At 58.8% G+C, this 16,758-nt stretch carries 18 protein-coding genes; 11 read left to right on the forward strand and 7 right to left on the reverse strand.

Annotated features, from left to right (window positions below; translation table 11 throughout):
• Window positions 1-24: 24 nt before the first annotated feature.
• Both argF and AC2FIS_RS19635 read left to right on the forward strand, forming a co-directional pair.
• Window positions 25-951 carry an ornithine carbamoyltransferase gene (gene argF, locus AC2FIS_RS19630; protein WP_496722753.1) on the forward strand — a complete coding sequence of 309 codons (927 nt, stop codon included), beginning with the start codon at window positions 25-27 and terminating at the stop codon, window positions 949-951.
• Between the two features lie 12 nt (window positions 952-963).
• Window positions 964-1,311: a 5-carboxymethyl-2-hydroxymuconate Delta-isomerase gene (locus AC2FIS_RS19635; protein ID WP_496775020.1), complete on the forward strand. Its 348-nt coding sequence runs from the start codon at window positions 964-966 to the stop codon at window positions 1,309-1,311.
• A 32-nt stretch (window positions 1,312-1,343) separates the two neighbouring features.
• On the opposite strand, the gene AC2FIS_RS19640 is transcribed toward AC2FIS_RS19635, so the two are convergent.
• Window positions 1,344-1,901: a ferric reductase-like transmembrane domain-containing protein gene (locus AC2FIS_RS19640; protein ID WP_496775065.1), complete on the reverse strand. Its 558-nt coding sequence runs from the start codon at window positions 1,899-1,901 to the stop codon at window positions 1,344-1,346.
• Window positions 1,902-1,948: 47 nt separating this feature from the next.
• Window positions 1,949-2,437 (reverse strand): twin-arginine translocation pathway signal, encoded by a 489-nt coding sequence (locus AC2FIS_RS19645; RefSeq protein ID WP_496775021.1) that lies wholly within the window; start codon window positions 2,435-2,437, stop codon window positions 1,949-1,951.
• A gap of 187 nt (window positions 2,438-2,624) precedes the next feature.
• Here AC2FIS_RS19645 and AC2FIS_RS19650 point away from each other — a divergent pair, with 187 nt between their 5' ends.
• The 3 genes from AC2FIS_RS19650 to AC2FIS_RS19660 all read left to right on the forward strand — a co-directional run bounded on the left by AC2FIS_RS19650 (window position 2,625) and on the right by AC2FIS_RS19660 (window position 5,568).
• Entirely contained in the window at window positions 2,625-3,464 is an 840-nt protein-coding gene (locus AC2FIS_RS19650; protein ID WP_496775022.1) for a phytanoyl-CoA dioxygenase family protein, read from the forward strand.
• 111 nt (window positions 3,465-3,575) lie between these two features.
• Entirely contained in the window at window positions 3,576-4,526 is a 951-nt protein-coding gene (locus AC2FIS_RS19655; RefSeq protein ID WP_496775023.1) for a pirin family protein, read from the forward strand.
• Window positions 4,527-4,593: 67 nt separating this feature from the next.
• On the forward strand, window positions 4,594-5,568 hold the full coding sequence (locus AC2FIS_RS19660; RefSeq protein ID WP_496775024.1) for a 2-dehydropantoate 2-reductase: 975 nt from the start codon (window positions 4,594-4,596) through the stop codon (window positions 5,566-5,568).
• 11 nt (window positions 5,569-5,579) lie between these two features.
• On the opposite strand, the gene AC2FIS_RS19665 is transcribed toward AC2FIS_RS19660, so the two are convergent.
• From AC2FIS_RS19665 to hrpB, 3 genes are all read right to left on the reverse strand, one after another.
• Window positions 5,580-7,058 (reverse strand): inorganic phosphate transporter, encoded by a 1,479-nt coding sequence (locus AC2FIS_RS19665; protein ID WP_496775025.1) that lies wholly within the window; start codon window positions 7,056-7,058, stop codon window positions 5,580-5,582.
• Window positions 7,059-7,150: 92 nt separating this feature from the next.
• Window positions 7,151-7,609, reverse strand: a complete 459-nt coding sequence (locus AC2FIS_RS19670) for an NUDIX hydrolase (RefSeq protein ID WP_496775026.1) — start codon at window positions 7,607-7,609, stop codon at window positions 7,151-7,153.
• Between the two features lie 110 nt (window positions 7,610-7,719).
• A complete protein-coding gene (hrpB, locus tag AC2FIS_RS19675; protein WP_496775027.1) occupies window positions 7,720-10,155 on the reverse strand; it encodes an ATP-dependent helicase HrpB in 2,436 nt (811 codons plus the stop codon).
• A 225-nt stretch (window positions 10,156-10,380) separates the two neighbouring features.
• Between hrpB and meaB the strand changes: the two genes are divergently transcribed.
• From meaB to AC2FIS_RS19705, 6 genes are all read left to right on the forward strand, one after another.
• Window positions 10,381-11,358 (forward strand): methylmalonyl Co-A mutase-associated GTPase MeaB, encoded by a 978-nt coding sequence (meaB, locus tag AC2FIS_RS19680; protein ID WP_108861773.1) that lies wholly within the window; start codon window positions 10,381-10,383, stop codon window positions 11,356-11,358.
• 146 nt (window positions 11,359-11,504) lie between these two features.
• On the forward strand, window positions 11,505-12,647 hold the full coding sequence (locus AC2FIS_RS19685; RefSeq protein ID WP_496775028.1) for a Hint domain-containing protein: 1,143 nt from the start codon (window positions 11,505-11,507) through the stop codon (window positions 12,645-12,647).
• 15 nt (window positions 12,648-12,662) lie between these two features.
• Complete coding sequence (locus AC2FIS_RS19690) at window positions 12,663-13,568, forward strand: alpha/beta hydrolase (protein WP_496775029.1); 906 nt, start codon at window positions 12,663-12,665, stop codon at window positions 13,566-13,568.
• Window positions 13,569-13,707: 139 nt separating this feature from the next.
• Window positions 13,708-13,995: a 50S ribosomal protein L28 gene (rpmB, locus tag AC2FIS_RS19695; protein WP_058272217.1), complete on the forward strand. Its 288-nt coding sequence runs from the start codon at window positions 13,708-13,710 to the stop codon at window positions 13,993-13,995.
• 364 nt (window positions 13,996-14,359) lie between these two features.
• The gene (locus tag AC2FIS_RS19700) at window positions 14,360-14,755 is read left to right on the forward strand and encodes a hypothetical protein (protein WP_496775030.1); all 396 of its coding nucleotides are present in this window, start codon (window positions 14,360-14,362) and stop codon (window positions 14,753-14,755) included.
• Between the two features lie 44 nt (window positions 14,756-14,799).
• Window positions 14,800-15,273, forward strand: a complete 474-nt coding sequence (locus AC2FIS_RS19705; RefSeq protein WP_496775031.1) for a copper chaperone PCu(A)C — start codon at window positions 14,800-14,802, stop codon at window positions 15,271-15,273.
• Window positions 15,274-15,360: 87 nt separating this feature from the next.
• On the opposite strand, the gene AC2FIS_RS19710 is transcribed toward AC2FIS_RS19705, so the two are convergent.
• Window positions 15,361-15,969 (reverse strand): HdeD family acid-resistance protein, encoded by a 609-nt coding sequence (locus tag AC2FIS_RS19710; protein WP_496775032.1) that lies wholly within the window; start codon window positions 15,967-15,969, stop codon window positions 15,361-15,363.
• A 68-nt stretch (window positions 15,970-16,037) separates the two neighbouring features.
• Window positions 16,038-16,733 carry an NAD-dependent deacylase gene (locus AC2FIS_RS19715; protein WP_496775066.1) on the reverse strand — a complete coding sequence of 232 codons (696 nt, stop codon included), beginning with the start codon at window positions 16,731-16,733 and terminating at the stop codon, window positions 16,038-16,040.
• Window positions 16,734-16,758 lie beyond the last annotated feature (25 nt).

Here is a 16,758-nt window from a genome sequence, read left to right on the forward strand (position 1 = left end):
CACCCGAATGAAAAGTGAACAGAAATGAACCATTTTCTCGATATCCATAAAACCGACGCGGGCGATCTGCGGACCATGATTGATCAGGCGGGCGCTATGAAACAGGCGCGCCTGGGCCGCCCAAAGGCAGCACTTGATGACGAACAGCCTCTGAAAGACCGCATGGTCGCGCTGATCTTCGAAAAACCATCCACCAGAACGCGCGTGTCCTTTGACGTGGGTGTGCGCCAGATGGGCGGGCAGACCATGGTGCTGTCGGGCAAAGACATGCAACTGGGCCACGGCGAAACCATCGCCGACACCGCCCGCGTCCTGTCGCGCTATGTCGATATGATCATGATTCGGACCTTCGATGAGACCATTCTGACCGAGATGTCGGAATATTCGGACGTGCCGGTCATTAACGGCCTGACTGACCGCACCCATCCCTGTCAGATCATGGCGGATGTGCTGACGTTTGAGGAACACCGCGGCCCGATTGCGGGCAAGAAAGTAGTCTGGACCGGCGACGGCAACAATGTTTGCGCCTCGTTCCTGCATGCTGCGGGTCAGTTCGGGTTTGATTTCACTTTTACCGGCCCGGCCCAGCTTGATCCGGAAGAAGAGTTCATGGGGCTTGCCCGTCAAAAGGGCTCGAAAATCGTGGTCGAACGAGACCCGTATAAAGCGGTTGTGGGTGCCGATCTGGTGGTCGCTGATACCTGGGTTTCAATGCACGATTCCCAGTCCGCCAAGGAACGCCGCCACAACATGCTGCGTCCCTACCAGGTCAACGCCGAGCTGATGTCACACGCAAAACCGGACGCGCTGTTCATGCACTGCCTGCCTGCCCACCGCGAAGAAGAGGCGACATCCGAAGTGATGGACGGCCCCAACTCGGTCATCTTCGATGAGGCCGAAAACCGTCTGCACGCGCAAAAGGCCGTGATGCGCTGGTGTCTGGGCGTCTGAACGGAGCCCATCATGCCTCATGTCACACTGGAGTTTTCGAAAGGCATAGAGCAGATCCATGATGTTCAGGCAATTTGCGATCAGCTTTTTGCCGTTCTGGCCGAACATCCTGAATTTGACGCAGAAACGATAAAAATCCGCGCGACACCGGTAGAATATTACCGTATCGGCACTGATCCTAAGAGCTTTGTCCACGCCACGCTTCTGCTGATGCAGGGTCGTGACGAGGCGACGCGCTCTGTGCTTAACGCGGCCATATTGGAAGTTCTGTCGGCGGCCTTGCCCGAGGTTGGCAGCCTTACGGTGCAAGACGTTCAGATGAACCGCGCTTCCTACGCGAAACGGTTGGCCGGGCCATAGCCAGTGTTCGGTTGTCATAGATCCTGTGTTGTTCAGCTGGGTCGCCTGATATCCCAAATCCGCAATTTGGCGAGCGTCGCGACGCTCGCCAACACGACCAAACCGCATAGCGCCCATTTGGTCGTGACCTCCATTGTACCTTCAATCAGCAGGGCATGCACCACACTGCCGATGATGGTTATGGTGGCAAGGCCCCCGTGCCCCAACCTCCAGACGCGAAACCTTAAGCCAAGGTGCTTGCGAAAAAGACCCAGAAACGCGGCTCCGAACGCGGCCCACATCGCAATCACACCCCAAGCCGAAAACGGTGTCGGTGAAACAAATAACAGAGCGTCAATAACGTCGGGCGGGCTGGTGATCCACAAACCACCGACATGGATCAGAATGGCTGCAACTAATGCTAGCCCACACCATTTATGCCAATGGCGGCTGGCAACCGGGGTCAGCCCCGGCAACAAACGGCCCGCAAGTAGCGGCTGCATCGACAGCAGACACATTGAAATAACACCGGCAAACCCGGCGGTGATGTAGATCGGTTCACGCCATGCCAGCTGAGGGCTCGCCGCAGCCGCGATAATCGGTGCGGCCATGGCAAGGATCACAAAGGTCCAGATTACTAGGCTTCGACGCACTGTGGTTAGGCAGGCTGCAGAACGAAATGCGCGGCCAAGGTTTTGTCCTTGGAGCTGCCCATAATTGGGCGCAGGAAAACCGTTTCGAATTCACCACTGTCATAAGCTAGATGGCCGTGTGGCTGGCCAAAGGCGGGTACGATCTGCGGCATCTCCAGTCGGAACTCACCATTGGCATCGGTCAGAGTTGCGCCGTGGCTCTGCGGATCGCGTTCGTGGCCTTCTGTCGTATGCGCCCAGATCTGGATGCGCTGACCGGGCAGGGGGGCACCGTCCCCGGCGCGTCGCACCGTGCCAGTCATCCAGAACCCGCCGCCGCCAATCCGGTCAACGATGGGCGCGCCGGGACGGTAATTGTTGGACCCTCCGCGCATGGATGCGGTGGGGGCCACGCCACTTGCGCGCGCTGGCACCAAAAAGCCTGTCGCACCCGTTGCCAGAACAGCCCCAGACGCCAAAACCAAAGAACGACGAGAGAACCTAAGACCAGGCATGCAAACCTCTCTTTTCAAGCGTTTTACCTCACCACGACAATGCCGAGCGTGTTTTGAGTGGGAAGATAGCACGATTTTTTCAGTTTCCGAGGGGTCGCGCGGCGGGGGTGACAAATTGTGAATTCCTTTGACCGTGCCCCCGCGCAGGTGCCATCCTGAAATCCGTCAGTTCGGGGAGTCCTGCACTATGATTGTCGAAGACGTTGTCTCAGACGAAGAAATCAAGGCGTTCAAGCGCGAAGGTGCGGTTGTGCTGCGCTCCAGGTTCTCAGAGGATTGGCTGGCACTTTTGCGAGACGGCATCGACGCGGATTTGGCCCGCCCAACGGATAATTTCACCCGCCATACCAAGGACCCTCGCGCACCTGCCTATTTCGAGGACTACTGGGCTTGGAATAAAATCCCGCAATTCACGCAATTCGTTCACAATTCACCTTGTGCTCCGCTTGCCGCACAGTTGCTGGGTGCACCATCGATCAATCTTGTCATGGACAACTGGTTCCTGCGCGAGGCTGGATCAACTTCGCGTCCTCCGTTTCATCAGGACCTGTCCTATTTCGACTTCGAAGGCACGATGTGCGTCCTGTGGTTGCCGCTTGAGCCGGTTACCAAAGAAAACGGTATCGCCTTCGTCAAAGGCTCGCATCTGTGGGACAAGCTGTTCATGCGGGTCAGGTTCGCCGACGGGCATCCCAGCTACGAACCCACCGAGGTTGCAGGGTTGACCTATCACCCGCCGCCTGACGTCAATGCCGATCCGGGTGCATTCGATCTTTTACAATGGGATATGAATCTGGGCGACTGCATCTTCTTCGACATGCGCACCTTGCACGGTGGGCTGTCATCAGTCACCCCAACGGAAACGGTACGCCGGTTTACGCTGCGGATGACCGCTCCGGATGGCAGGATCCGGTATCGGGGGGATTGGGCCAAGGATGAACGGGCGCAGTTCGAAGCCGAAGGATATCGCGAAGGTGATACAATTGATGGGGCGTTTTTCCCGCAGCTTTGGCCGCGCCGTGCCTGATGTATGGTCCGGGTCCGCACCCGTTCTGTGCGTTTCTGCAAATTGAAAGGCGAGTATGTCAGGCCTAACCTACATCAGTGAACCAAATGAACTGATCGCGGGAGAGCAGGCATGAGTTGGAATCCTACCCAAAACCCCGAGAATTCGCCTCTGGAGACACTGATCATCCCTCGTGCCCGTGATCTGGGCGGTTTCGAAGTGCGGCGCGCGTTGCCCTCGCTCAAACGGCAACTGGTCGGCCCTTTCATCTTTTTCGATCAGGTGGGCCCTGCCGAGTTCATCACCGACGGTGGCATCGACGTGCGGCCGCACCCTCATATCGGCTTGGGTACAGTGACCTACCTGTATCAGGGCGAGTTTGAGCATCGCGACAGCCTTGGCACCCATCAGATGATCTATCCAGGTGAGGTGAACTGGATGGTGGCCGGCCGCGGCGTGACCCATTCGGAACGTACCAGCGAGGCAACGCGGGCCAAGCGGCACAGCCTGTTCGGTGTTCAGACCTGGATTGCATTGCCCGAGGCGCATGAGGACATAGCCCCGGATTTTGAGCACCACAACCAGGGTGCGCTGCCGCATATCCAAGACAACGGCGTCAGCGCGCGGCTGATCCTTGGTTCCGCTTATGGCGAAACCAGCCCGGTGACGATGCTGTCGGAAACCTTCTATCTGGACGTGCAACTTGAACCCGGCTCCGCCTTTCCTTTGCCCGACGACCACGAAGATCGCGGGGTTTATGTCATTCAGGGCTCGGTCGAGATTGCTGGCGACACGTTCGAGGAAGGTCGCATGATGGTGTTCCGACCAGGCGATTACCTGTCGGTCAAGGCGGGTCCAATTGGCGCGCGGTTGATGCTACTGGGCGGGGCCACATTGAATGAGGATCGCTATATCTGGTGGAATTTCGTGTCCTCTTCGAAGGAAAAAATCGAAAACGCCACCCGCGAATGGAAAGCCGCCGATTGGGCCAACGGTGCGTTCCACCTGCCCCCCGGCGATGATCAGGAGTTCATTCCGATTTCCGACGAGTTGGAGCGCACCAGCCCACGACGGGCGCGTTAACCAGACGTCAGGGGGCCTTGTCCGAACTTGCGATACCGGCAATCCTCGCCTCAACGGGAGGGTTGTCATGAAGATCGTAATCGCAGGCGCGGGCAGCATTGGATGTTATTGCGGAGCCTTTTTGGCTGATGCCGGTCACTCGGTCACGCTGTTGGGCCGCCCACACATTTTGGACCCAATTCGTGAGGAGGGCCTGACCGTCACTGATTTTTCCGGCCTGCATCTTCATGTGGCGGCCGAGACGCTGACGATGTCCGAAACCCCGGATTGCCTGAAAGACGCAGAGTTGGTGATCGTGGCCGTCAAGGTCGCGGCCACGGCGGATATGGCAGAACAGATCGCGCGGTTCGCCCCGGCCTCTGCGCCGGTGTTGTCCTGGCAGAACGGGATGGAAAACGCCCGGGTGCTGCGGGCGGCGCTTCCGGATCATGACGTTCGCGCGGGAATGGTGCCCTTCAACGTCGTGCCGCCCCAGCCCGCCAGCTTTCACCGCGCCACTTCCGGCGATATCGTGATCCAGTCCGGCCCCGGCGGTTTAGGGCAGGCACTTAGTTCACCTAACCTGCCGGTGATCGAAAGCGACGACATCGATGCTGTGCAATGGGGTAAGCTGGTCATCAACCTGAACAACGCATTGAACGCGTTGTCAGGGCTGACGTTGAAGGATCAATTGCTGGATCGCAAGTGGCGTCGCCTGATGGCCGACCAGATGGCCGAGGCTTTGGGGGTACTTCAGGCCGCAGGCGACCCTGTTGCATCAACCACGCCTTTGCCCGCTTGGATGACGCCGCATATCCTTCGCCTTCCTACGCCATTGTTCACCCGGATCGCCGCGCGCATGCTGACCATCGACCCAAGCGCGCGCACGTCGATGGCCTATGACCTCGCAGCGGGGCGCGTGACGGAAATCGACAGTCTGCAAGGTGAGATTGCCCGACTGGGCAAGCAATATGGGCGGCCTACACCGATTTGCGCTAGGGTACAGGCTCTGATCGAACAGAAGTCGGATGTAAGTCTGTCACCGGATCAGATCATCCCGTGATCTGACCACATTCAGGTGAATGCGGTCAGTATCCAGAAGATCACAGCTGACATTGCAGCCGCGGCCGGGACGGTAATCACCCAAGCGGCAATAATGGTCATGAAATGCGACCGCCGCACCAACTTGCGCCGCCGCTGCTCTTCACGGGCCAGCCGCAGCTCGGGCGGACGGCGATCATTACTTTGCTTGCGTCGGCGATCCTGATTCCATTCACGGTAAAACCCGACGCCGAACACCGCTCCCACCGCGATGTGGGTCGAGCTGACCGGCAGCCCAAGCCAACTTGCAACAATCACTGTGATCGCCGCCGACAATGCGACACAGAATGCGCGCATCGGGTTCAGCTTGGTGATCTGGCTACCCACCATCCGGATCAGCTTGGGGCCAAACAGGAACAGGCCGAACGAAATCCCAAAGGCACCGATCACCATCACCCATGTCGGGATCGTGACTTTCGAAGCAAAATCGCCAAATTCAGCGGCGTGCACAATCGCGGCCAGCGGGCCGACAGCATTGGCGACGTCGTTGGCACCATGTGCAAAGCTCAGAAACCCGGCCGAAATGACCAGAGGCAACCCAAACAAAACTTTCAGAGATTTGGTGCGGTTTTCCAGCCCTTCGGATTTACGGCGAACCCAAGGCACGGTCACGGCCCAAGCCAGAATGCCCGAGGTCAGACCGATCAGTAGCGCGATTTCCAGATCGATTTTCACGATCCGCTTCAGGCCTTTGACAGAGAGATATGTCGCAAATGCGCCAGCCATCACTGCCACCAGAATAGGCACCCAACGACGGGCTGCCGCGATCTTGTCGTCCTGATACTGGATTTTCGCCTTGATCAGCGCCAGAAAACCGGCGGCGACCGCACCGCCCAGAACCGGAGAGATCACCCAGCTGGCGGCAATCGCGCTCATCGTGCCCCAGCTGACCGCGCTAAGGCCTGCTGCTGCGATGCCAGCCCCCATCACGCCGCCCACGACCGAATGCGTTGTGGAAACGGGCGCGCCGACCCATGTCGCAAGATTGACCCACAACGCTGACGAGATCAGCGCCGCCATCATCGCCCAGATAAAGACCGAGCTATTCTGGACTGAGGCAGGGTCGATGATGCCCTTGGAGATGGTCGAGACCACGTCTCCGCCCGCCAGCAGGGCCCCCGCGCTTTCCGCGACTGCGGCGATGGCAATTGCCCCACCCATGGTCAGGGCGTTGGCACCGACCGCAGGGCCCATGTTGTTGGCAACGTCGTTGGCGCCGATGTTGATTGCCATGTAGGCACCAAAACCGGCAGCCGCGATGACGATCAGCCCACCGTCTGCCCGACCGAATAGTATCGCAGCAATCAATCCGGCAATGACTATGAAGGCCAGCGCGATGCCCGGCGCAAGCAGCGGCCGCGCCACGTGCACGTTCGCATGCTCAAGGCGGGAAATTCGGTGCAGGTCGCTGTCCAGGGCTTGCCAGCGGTTTTTATTGTTCGTGTTCGACATCGGTTTTCTGTGGGTGATACGGTTTAACCGGCGCGGTTAACGGCTGGCAGGTCTTGTGGCAACCGGCCTCACAGAAGTTTGTTGCGAAAGCGTTACATTTGCCGCAGCATTTCGCGCAGTTCCGGCTCTTGCACCAGCTCTGCGGCCTCTTTCGGCGAGAACCAACGCCGTTCACGTTCGCTGACCTCGGGGAATTCCTCGGCCAGATCTTTGACATCTATGCGATACACATTGGTGCGCACGGGTTGGGCCGTTCCGTCATCCAGGATCTTGTTATAGGTGAAATGGCCCACCGCCTTGCGGCCCAGGTGTTTCACTTTCACACCAGCTTCTTCCCAAGCTTCTTCTTTGGCAGTCTCGGCCCCGTCCATGCCGTCAATCGGCCATCCCTTTGGGATGACCCAGCGACCTGTGCCACGGCTGGTGATCAATAGAACTTTTTTGTCGTCGCCAGTTCCGCGCACGCACAAGGCTGCAAACTGTACCCTGTGTGGGCGTTGAAAGAAGGGTTTGCCAACTTCTTCCCAGATATTGTTCAGCCAAGATGCCATCGATTAAGTGCCAGTACTTTTCTTAGGTTCAAGGAAAAGTGACATAACAACTATAAACCGGGGCTTCAATGCATCTATTGAACGAACGCATTTACTGAAGCAAACGAACGTCAGGTCCGCCGCTTGGCCCGCAAGGTTGGATCGGCCTGCGTCGGATCCTCGGGCCAGGGGTGTTTGGGATATTGCGCGCGCATGTCCTTGCGCACATCCGCGTAAGATCCGGCCCAAAATCCCGGCAGATCGCGCGTGATCTGGATTGGTCGCCGCGCAGGGGACAGCAGAGTGATCTTGAGCGCCTCGCCCCCGATAACCGGATGCCGGGTGACACCGAACAGTTCCTGCAGGCGGACCGAAATCTCGGGCACCGCTCCGCCATAATCAATCGGCACATTGCGGCCCAGTGGTGTTTCAAATGATCCCGGCGCGCGGCGGTCCAGCTCCTGCGTTTGGGACCAGTCCAGCCGGGCGCGCAGGGCGGGCAGCAGGTCGAACTTTTTCCAGTCGTCTGCACTGCGCTGACCTGACAGCATGGGTAGCAGCCAGTCGTCCAGAGCACCCATCAGCCCGCCCAATGAAAAGTCCGGCAGGTCGATCCCTTCGGCGCGTACTAGTTCCACCCGTGCCGCCAATCGTGCCGCGGCCCCGTCCAGCCGCAATCCCAGATCACGCACTCCGTCCAGCATGGCGCGGGCGATGGCCTCGTCCGGGGCGTCCTTCCAGATACGGTCATCCAGAGTGATCGCGCCAAGGCGTTCCTGCGTGCGCGCAATGACCCGGCGTTCGCGTTTCGACCACGCGCAGCTGTCTACCCATTCGATCTGATCCGCGAACAGGTCCCGGATTTCACGCTCTGAGATTTGTGCGGCCATGCGCACCTTGGCCTCGCGCGGGTTTCCGTCCGTATCTGTCACAACAAGATACGGCGCGGCCGCCAATGTGTCACCGCTGTCCAGCACGACGCCTTTGCCGCCGGACAGAACGTAACGCGGCACATCGCCTTTGCGGCGTTGCCCAATGCGATCGGGATAGGCCAATGCGGCCATAGCGGCTGGGCTCAGGTCTGTCTTGCTGCTTCGTGTTTTCAGCCGCTTGCTTTCGGCTTTGATCCGTTCCAACGCGCCCATGTTGATCTGCCACACCCGGTTGCGTTGAAAGGCGCGGGCATCACGCAACGCTTCGAGCCGCAGCAGCAGATCTACCGGAGCGCCCTTTAGCGGATCCCGCTCCGCCATCAGCGCCGCCAGCGAAGCGGCACCGGTCCCGGCCGTCACCAGCATATGCCCCAGCCGAGGATGCAGGGGCAGCGCAGCCAAGGCCCGTCCGTGGTCGGTGATCCGCCCCTTGGCATCCAAGGCACCCAGCATGTTTAACAATGTGCGGGCCTCGGCCATCGTTCCTTCGGGTGGCGGTGTCAAAAAGGCCAGGTCATCTGGTTCGGCCCCCCAAAGCGCCAGTTCCAGCGCAAGGCCCGTCAAGTCGGCCGCTTCGATCTCGGCAGGGGGGTAGGCGGCCAGCGCACCTTCTTCACCTTTGGACCAAAGCCGGTAACACACGCCCTCGGCGACGCGCCCCGCACGACCTGCGCGTTGGGTTGCTTCGGCCCGCGTCACCCGTTCCGTGACCAGCCGCGACATGCCAGAACCCGGATCGAACCGCGCCCGGCGCGCTTGACCCATATCCACAACCACGCGGATGTCGGGAATGGTCAGCGAGGTCTCGGCGATTGAGGTCGCAAGCACCACTTTGCGCCCCGTCTCAGCCGGGGCAATCGCCGCACGTTGGGCGGCAAAGGGCATTGCACCGAACAGAGGTTTAATTGCGCAATTGCCGGGCAACCGTTTGGATAGCGCGGCCTCGGCCCTGCGGATTTCGCCCTCGCCGGGCAGAAACACGAGCATGCCGCCCTCGGTTTCACGCTCGGCCTGGGCGACCAGATCAACCAGAGCATCTAACCGTCTTGCCTGCGCACCCAATGGCCGGTCCAGCCAACGGGTTTCAACCGGGTAACTGCGCCCTTCGGATGTCACCACCGGCGCGTCCATCAGTTGGCCGACGGGTTCGGCGTCCAGGGTTGCGGACATCGCCAGCAGGATCAGGTCGTCGCGTAGTGCGCCCGTAACCTCAAGGCACAGGGCAAGTCCCAGATCCGCGTTTAAAGATCGCTCGTGAAACTCGTCAAAAATCACCGCGCCGACGCTGGGCAGATCCGGTTCAGATTGCAGCATTCGGGTCAGAATACCTTCGGTCACCACTTCGATGCGGGTCGTTTTTGAGGTTTTCGCATCGCCCCGCACGCGGTAACCGACGGTTTCGCCTGCACGTTGTCCCAGTGTTTCAGCCATCCGCTCTGCCGCGGCGCGCGCAGCAAGCCTGCGGGGTTCGAGCATGATGATCTTGCCTTCACACACCGCCGCCTCAAGCATCGCCAGTGGTACCCGCGTTGTCTTGCCCGCGCCGGGAGGGGCCTGCAAAACAGCCCGGCCATTGGCCTTCAGGGCGTTAAGCAATTCGGGGATGGCGTCATCGATGGGCAAGCGTGTTGTCATTGGCGCTTTATCCGCCAACCACGGCGCAACGTCCAGTTCCGCTGTTTCTCAATGACGATGATCGCGCCGCTGCGGCATAGAGCCAACGGCGGTCCGGTCAAAGAGGATCAACAGCAACACATAGGTGCGAAATGCAGGTATCGGGCAGATTTCCTGCGCGGTCCGGTCTGGACAAACCACCCGTTGGGGCGGCAAGTAGTCGTGCCGCAAAAGATCGGGGTCGGAATGGATATGGACAGCCTAGGTGATAAGATTTTGAACGGAGACCGGCGTGCGCTGGCCCGGGCAATCACTCTGGTCGAAAGTGGCCGCGCCGATCATCGGGCGCAGGCGTCTGAATTGCTGGCGCATTTGGCCAAAGCCGGGCGGCAATCCCTGCGCGTTGGCTTGTCCGGTACTCCGGGGGTGGGCAAATCCACCTTTATCGAAAGTTTTGGCATGATGCTGATCGAGCAGGGCCTCCGCGTTGCGGTCCTGGCCGTCGACCCCAGCTCGACCCGTTCAGGTGGATCTATTCTGGGTGACAAAACCCGGATGGAGCGGTTGAGTCGCGAGAAGAACGCCTTTATCCGCCCATCCCCCAGCCAATCCCATTTGGGCGGCGTGGCTCGCCGTACACGTGAGGCGATTGCCCTGTGCGAGGCGGCGGGATTCGACGTGGTGCTGATTGAAACTGTAGGGGTCGGGCAGTCCGAGACCGTCGTCTCTGAAATGTCCGATCTGTTCCTTCTGTTGCTTGCGCCTGCGGGCGGGGATGAATTGCAGGGGGTCAAACGCGGCATCATGGAAATGGCCGATATGATCCTTGTGAACAAGGCGGATGGAGATCTGAAAGCCACGGCCACCCGAACTTGTGCGGATTACGCGGGGGCTTTGCGCCTGCTGCGAAAACGCCCGCAGGACCCCGAGGGATTTCCCAAGGCGATGACTGTTTCCGCGGTCGAGGAACATGGGCTTGACCAAGCCTGGGACGAAATGACCACGCTGTCAGGCTGGCGGCGTGAAAACGGCCATTGGGATGGCAACCGCGCGGCGCAAGCGCGGTTCTGGTTCGATCAGGAGGTGCGTTACGCGCTGCTATCGCGGTTGGATACGCCGACCGCCCGCGCAGAAATGGATCGCCTTGGGGCCGCCGTTGGCGCAGGCAATCTCAGCCCGACGGCGGCTGCGGATCGAATGCTTAGTATCCTGGCAACACACTAGACGCCTGTTGGTGTCAGTGGTGGAGGGTACGCCAAAATCATGTATTATGGGCAAGGATGCAATTTCTGATTGTGCAATTTCGAGAGCAAGGCGGTAGTCTCGATGGTGCGCAAGTCAACAAATGAACGCGTCGGAGAAAGCCGTACATGCCCAATATCCGTGGGACAAATGGTGACGACGATATCGAAGTCACCGGCGACGAAGGTACGCTGAACGGTACGCCCCAAGGCACGCCCATTGATGATATTCGCGCCCGCGGCGGCGCCGATGAGATCACGATTGTAAGCAGTACTATTTCCGGGAGTGTACGCGGCAACGCCGGAAACGATGAAATCACTGTGTTCAATGCCCAGATCGACGGGCAGATCAATGCGGGCCGCGATGCGGATACCGTCACGGTTTTTGACGTAGGTGTCGGGAATATCCGTTTGGGGCAGGGCAATGACACCCTGAACTTTATCCGAACCCAAGTCGCCGGGGATGTTCAGGGCGGCGGCGGGCAGGATGCGCTGAACCTTCCGGTAGGCGCAGTTGTAACCGACGCAAATTTCGGAACGTTCACCGTTGTTGTCGGACAATCCTATTCGCTGTCCAGCGGCAGCTTCGAATTGCCCTCGGGGATCGTGGTCAACTATAGCGGGTTTGAATCCGGAACAGGGTTTTTGTGCTTTACCCGCGATACAGTAATTCAGGCACAACGTGGGCCGGTCCTTATTCAGGATCTTCGGCAGGGGGATATGATCCCAACGCAGGGCAACGGGATGCAGCCGATCCGCTGGATCGGGTGCCGCAAATTTGACTCGGTGGCATTGGCAGGCGATCCGAAACGTCGCCCCGTCCGCATATTGGCAGGCGCGCTGGGCAACGGTTTGCCCAAACGGGATCTGCTGGTGTCACGGCAGCACAGAATGCTGGTGCAGTCGAAAATCGCAGAACGGATGTTTGGCGAGCCCGAAGTTCTGATTCCAGCGATAAAACTGACCGCGCTGCCAGGGATATTCGTCGATGATACGGTGGACAGTGTCGAATATTACCACCTGCTTTTTGACAGGCATGAGGTTATTTTTGCCGAGAACGCTCCAAGCGAAAGCCTGTTTACCGGGCCCGAGGCGCTCAAGACCCTTAGCCTGGAAGCCCGACGTGAAATATTCGATATCTTTCCGGAATTGGCGGATATGAACCACAATCCCAACCCGGCCCGGTACATCCCCAAAGGCCCCCAACAGGCGCGCCTCGTGGCGCGACATCTGAAGAATGAAAAGCCGTTGCTGCAGGGCTATGACGTATAGGGAAACGCCTCTTGGATGTTTAAATCCCAAAAAAGCAGTCATGTAGAACCCGCTCTGAATACGGGACTGAATGAAATAACCCGATCAGACAGGCGATTCTGGTCAAAAAAGGGCAGTTGTAGATTGCAGCAATGTCGGATTTTTGATGGAAATCGACTGCGTGCCACGCTTTTCAATCCAGGTCAGTCTCGCTTGTATGTCACCTTTCGCCACCGGGTGTCTGATCCAGGACAGTTTTCGGAACCCCGGCCAGCGGCAACTTTCATACAGGCGGGATACGCGCATTTGCATGTGCAGGCTCGGCTGAATGATTGGTATGTAAACTCCGATACACCCGAGCTTGAGGTCTGCCTGTCGCGGCTGACCCGGGGACTAGAACATGTCGCGGCGATGGGCTTTTCAATGGGTGGTTACGCCGGTCTTCGCTTGGCGGGGGCGCTGAACTTGAAATCTCTTCTTGCTGTTTCACCGCAGTTCTCAATTTCTGAAGAACACGTGCCATTTGACCCGCGCTTCAAAAAATGGGCGACTGAATTCGATCCTGATCTTGGGGCGCTGCCGAGTCGCTCTTATCCTGTGCGCGGCCTCATTCTGGTTGATCCTTTCAACCGCGCTGATTTGCTGAATGCCCGCATGATCCAGGGTGCCTTTCCCACGATGAAAATCGTAAGGCTTTGCTTTTCTGGTCATCCTGCGACCAAAGTAATAAGACAAACCGGTGGATATGGCAGGCTGCAGAAAATGCTGCTTCGACAGCGATTGTCACCGGAAAGAATGATCCATATGCATCGTGCAGCACGACTGAAAAGCCCCCATTACTGGGCGCGTCTGGCGGCCGCAGCGGCAAAAACAGGTCGCCCTGAGTTGGAAAATCACGCCCTGAAACGGCTGAGAGAATTAAATGAAAACTTGGTGCTGTGAATCCTTGGCATATGGCTTGACCCCGTCTGTGATTCCCACTACATGCATCCAACCAGTTTTCGGGCGCGACTTCGGGTTGTGCCCCTTGTGATTTGGCCGAGGGTGTAATGCCTGGCCTCCAGAAACAAAGGAAGAAACCATGTCGCGCCGCTGCGAACTGACCGGAAAAGGCCCGATGACTGGCAACAATGTCAGCCATGCCAAAAACAGAACTCGTCGTCGTTTTCTGCCCAACCTGAACGATGTTACGCTGCAGTCGGAAACGCTGGGCCGTGGCGTCAAGCTGCGCATCTCGGCGGCTGCCCTGCGTTCGGTGGACCACCGTGGTGGTCTGGACGCGTTCCTGGCGAAAGCCAAGGACGATGAGCTGTCCAACAACGCATTGAAAGTGAAAAAGGAAATCGCCAAGGCGCAAGCTTCGGCCTAAGACCTTTTTTCCTGAAAGAATTCAGGCCCTGTACCTTATGGTGCAGGGCTTTTTCGTTTTGTGCAGAGTGCTGTTCTCAATTTGGAATTAAATTTTCGCATTGGGTGAAATTGTTCACATACCGTTTGCTCTACCCGTATTATGTTTAGGCATATTCATCTGGCGGAGTTCAACCTCATGTCGTTCAAATCATTACCTTCTTTCTCCCTTCTGGCCGACTTTTTCGGCAAAACGTTTGGGGCATGTCTGCGGATGCAGCGTCGGGTGAATCGGCTGCATACAAGCCTGACAAAAGGGTCCGTCAAGCGTCCGGAACTGGACCGCTGACATTGTCCTCCCGGCCCTGGGCTTCAGGCGTGTCTGATTGCGCTTGAAGCCCGTTTTGTCTCTGGCCTATATCGGGGACAGGATGAAACCCGTTCTGAACAGAGTTCTGCCGTTTGTGCTGTCGCTGCTGGTCGTTTTGACCGGGCAGGGCGTTGCTGCATCACGTGGTATGGACCGTGCGGTCGGGCATATGGTGTTGTGCACCGGCACGGGGCCGGTTGTGGTCTATATGGATGCCGAAGGGCAACCGACAAGGGCCCCGCACTTCTGTCCGGATTATGCGTTGAACCTGTTGGGCGCGGTGAGCATTGCGGAGCCGTCCTTGCCGGTGGCCCCGGAAATCGATCGACCCATGCCATCGCGTATGGCGGAGAATCTGATCGCTCTGCCTATACCGTCTCAACCAGCCCGAGCACCTCCTGCAAGCGTTTGATTAATTAAAATTCTTATCAAACACCAAACTACAGGAGAGGCGCTATGTCCCTCACATCCAGACTGCTGGCCACCCTTGCCGCCGCAACCATTGCTACCGCCGCTTTTGCGCAGGACACAATCACCGTTGATGACGCATATGCCCGTTCATCTGGCAAAACGGCCAAAGCTGGCGCGGCCTTCATGATGATCCAGAACACCGGCGCGACCGATGACCGTTTGATCGGCGTGGAATCGGACGCCGCAGCTCGGGTCGAGCTGCACACCCATATTGTCGACGAAAATGGCGTCGCCAAAATGACCCATGTCGAAGAAGGCATTGCCATCCCGGCGGGTGAAACGCACATGCTGAAGCGCGGCGGCGACCACGTGATGTTCATGGGCCTGACAGCCCCGTTTGAACAAGATGCAATGGTTCCCGTTACGCTGATCTTCGAGACAGCAGGCGAGGTCGAGATCGAGATTCCGGTGGATTTGGTGCGTAAGGACACCGGCGGTCACGGTTCGCATTCGAACTAGCGCTACGCCGGAACTCGGGCCGCGTTGCGGCCGTCATCCATGCGTCAGGCCGGGAAATTCCCGGCCTGTTGTCGTTGTTGAAAAGGTTCAGCGGTTGACCACCCGCATCGCCACGCGGTCATGGGCGCGTTTGAAGCGCATGGCCAGCCAGAGCATCACGGCAGCAACAGCCAGTGCCGAGAAAGCAATCGCCCAACCGAGCGCCAACATTCCGATGACCGGCGAAAACACCAAAACGAGGCCGATCACCAACGCGACAATGCCGGAGTTGCGCATGGTGGATGCGTCCGGGTGTGCATCGGGCAATTGCCGCCACGCCATCAACGAGCCAATCCCGACAATCAAAGCCCAGGCTCCCAGCAGGAAGAACGCGAGGCGCGCGACGCCTTCCGGCCAGATCAGCAGGATCAGTCCGATCAGAAGCGCCCCGATGCCGAAACCGCCAATCAGGCCACGTCGACCAAACCCCAGCAGCGTCAGGCCGCCATCGAGGACCAGCAGCAGGCCCACCAGACGGATCAGCAAAGAGATGCTGCCCGTCGGCCAGAATAGCGCTGCGATCCCGAGCGCACCGGCAAGGATTCCGCGCAGCAAGAATGTCCACCACAGGTCTGTTAGCTGATCACCAAGGGCGCCACGCGTATCGAGCCTGTCATCGTCAAGGATTTCACCTTGTTGGTTTTTTGGGTCTGTCATGGGGACCTCTCGGGTTGTTAGGGCACTAGTATAGCAAGGAAATTCGCCGCTTGTCTGCGGGTATCGCCCTACTGCGAGTTTAGGATCTTATCAACCCAGCGTGGAACGGCTTCTGTTGCGGGGCCCAGTATGACTTCGTCGAAACTGGAAGCGCCGGTCGACGGCTCGAGGTTCAGTTCGACAGTTCTTGCTCCGGACATCATGGCCTCGTGCACGAAAGCCGCGGCGGGATAGACCTGACCTGAAGTGCCGATGGCGGCGAAGATGCTTGCGCCTGCCAGATGATCATAGATGGCATCCATGTGATAAGGCATCTCACCAAACCAGACCACATCCGGACGCGCAGTGGAGGACGCGCAGGCGGGGCAGGGCTCGCCCACGGCCATCTCGGGCGGTGCCGTCCAGCGGTGGCCACAGGCCGCGCAAAGCGCTCCGGCCAGCGTTCCGTGCATGTGGATCACATCCTGCGCGCCACCGGCCTCGTGCAGGCTGTCAACGTTTTGTGTGACGATCACAACCTCGCCTGGCCAGTCCTGCTGTAGTCGGGCAAGTGCATCGTGGGCCGCGTTAGGTTGCGCTTCGGCGGCCTGTACGCGGCGGGCATTGTAAAACCCATGCACCAGTGCTGGATCGCGCGCGAACCCCTCGGGCGTGGCAACGTCTTCGATCCGGTGCTGGGCCCACAAACCGCCCTCGTCGCGGAACGTGCCCAACCCGCTTTCGGCGGAAATCCCGGCCCCTGTCAGAATGACGATCTTTTCCATCTTGGCCCTTCGCGTTACACCGTGG

Source organism: Ruegeria sp. CDSB113, assembly GCF_059611045.1.

Excerpts from the sequence above, each read along its gene's own strand:
- AC2FIS_RS19660 (WP_496775024.1), top strand. The coding sequence starts at position 4,594 with ATGAAGATCGTAATCGCAGGCGCGGGCAGCATTGGATGTTATTGCGGA.
- AC2FIS_RS19665 (WP_496775025.1), bottom strand. The coding sequence starts at position 7,058 with ATGTCGAACACGAACAATAAAAACCGCTGGCAAGCCCTGGACAGCGAC.
- AC2FIS_RS19685 (WP_496775028.1), top strand. The coding sequence starts at position 11,505 with ATGCCCAATATCCGTGGGACAAATGGTGACGACGATATCGAAGTCACC.
- AC2FIS_RS19690 (WP_496775029.1), top strand. The coding sequence starts at position 12,663 with ATGTTTAAATCCCAAAAAAGCAGTCATGTAGAACCCGCTCTGAATACG.
- AC2FIS_RS19640 (WP_496775065.1), bottom strand. The coding sequence starts at position 1,901 with ATGGCCGCACCGATTATCGCGGCTGCGGCGAGCCCTCAGCTGGCATGG.
- AC2FIS_RS19710 (WP_496775032.1), bottom strand. The coding sequence starts at position 15,969 with ATGACAGACCCAAAAAACCAACAAGGTGAAATCCTTGACGATGACAGG.
- AC2FIS_RS19705 (WP_496775031.1), top strand. The coding sequence starts at position 14,800 with ATGTCCCTCACATCCAGACTGCTGGCCACCCTTGCCGCCGCAACCATT.
- argF (WP_496722753.1), top strand. The coding sequence starts at position 25 with ATGAACCATTTTCTCGATATCCATAAAACCGACGCGGGCGATCTGCGG.
- AC2FIS_RS19715 (WP_496775066.1), bottom strand. The coding sequence starts at position 16,733 with ATGGAAAAGATCGTCATTCTGACAGGGGCCGGGATTTCCGCCGAAAGC.
- AC2FIS_RS19635 (WP_496775020.1), top strand. The coding sequence starts at position 964 with ATGCCTCATGTCACACTGGAGTTTTCGAAAGGCATAGAGCAGATCCAT.
- AC2FIS_RS19655 (WP_496775023.1), top strand. The coding sequence starts at position 3,576 with ATGAGTTGGAATCCTACCCAAAACCCCGAGAATTCGCCTCTGGAGACA.
- AC2FIS_RS19645 (WP_496775021.1), bottom strand. The coding sequence starts at position 2,437 with ATGCCTGGTCTTAGGTTCTCTCGTCGTTCTTTGGTTTTGGCGTCTGGG.
- AC2FIS_RS19650 (WP_496775022.1), top strand. The coding sequence starts at position 2,625 with ATGATTGTCGAAGACGTTGTCTCAGACGAAGAAATCAAGGCGTTCAAG.
- hrpB (WP_496775027.1), bottom strand. The coding sequence starts at position 10,155 with ATGACAACACGCTTGCCCATCGATGACGCCATCCCCGAATTGCTTAAC.
- meaB (WP_108861773.1), top strand. The coding sequence starts at position 10,381 with ATGGATATGGACAGCCTAGGTGATAAGATTTTGAACGGAGACCGGCGT.
- rpmB (WP_058272217.1), top strand. The coding sequence starts at position 13,708 with ATGTCGCGCCGCTGCGAACTGACCGGAAAAGGCCCGATGACTGGCAAC.
- AC2FIS_RS19670 (WP_496775026.1), bottom strand. The coding sequence starts at position 7,609 with ATGGCATCTTGGCTGAACAATATCTGGGAAGAAGTTGGCAAACCCTTC.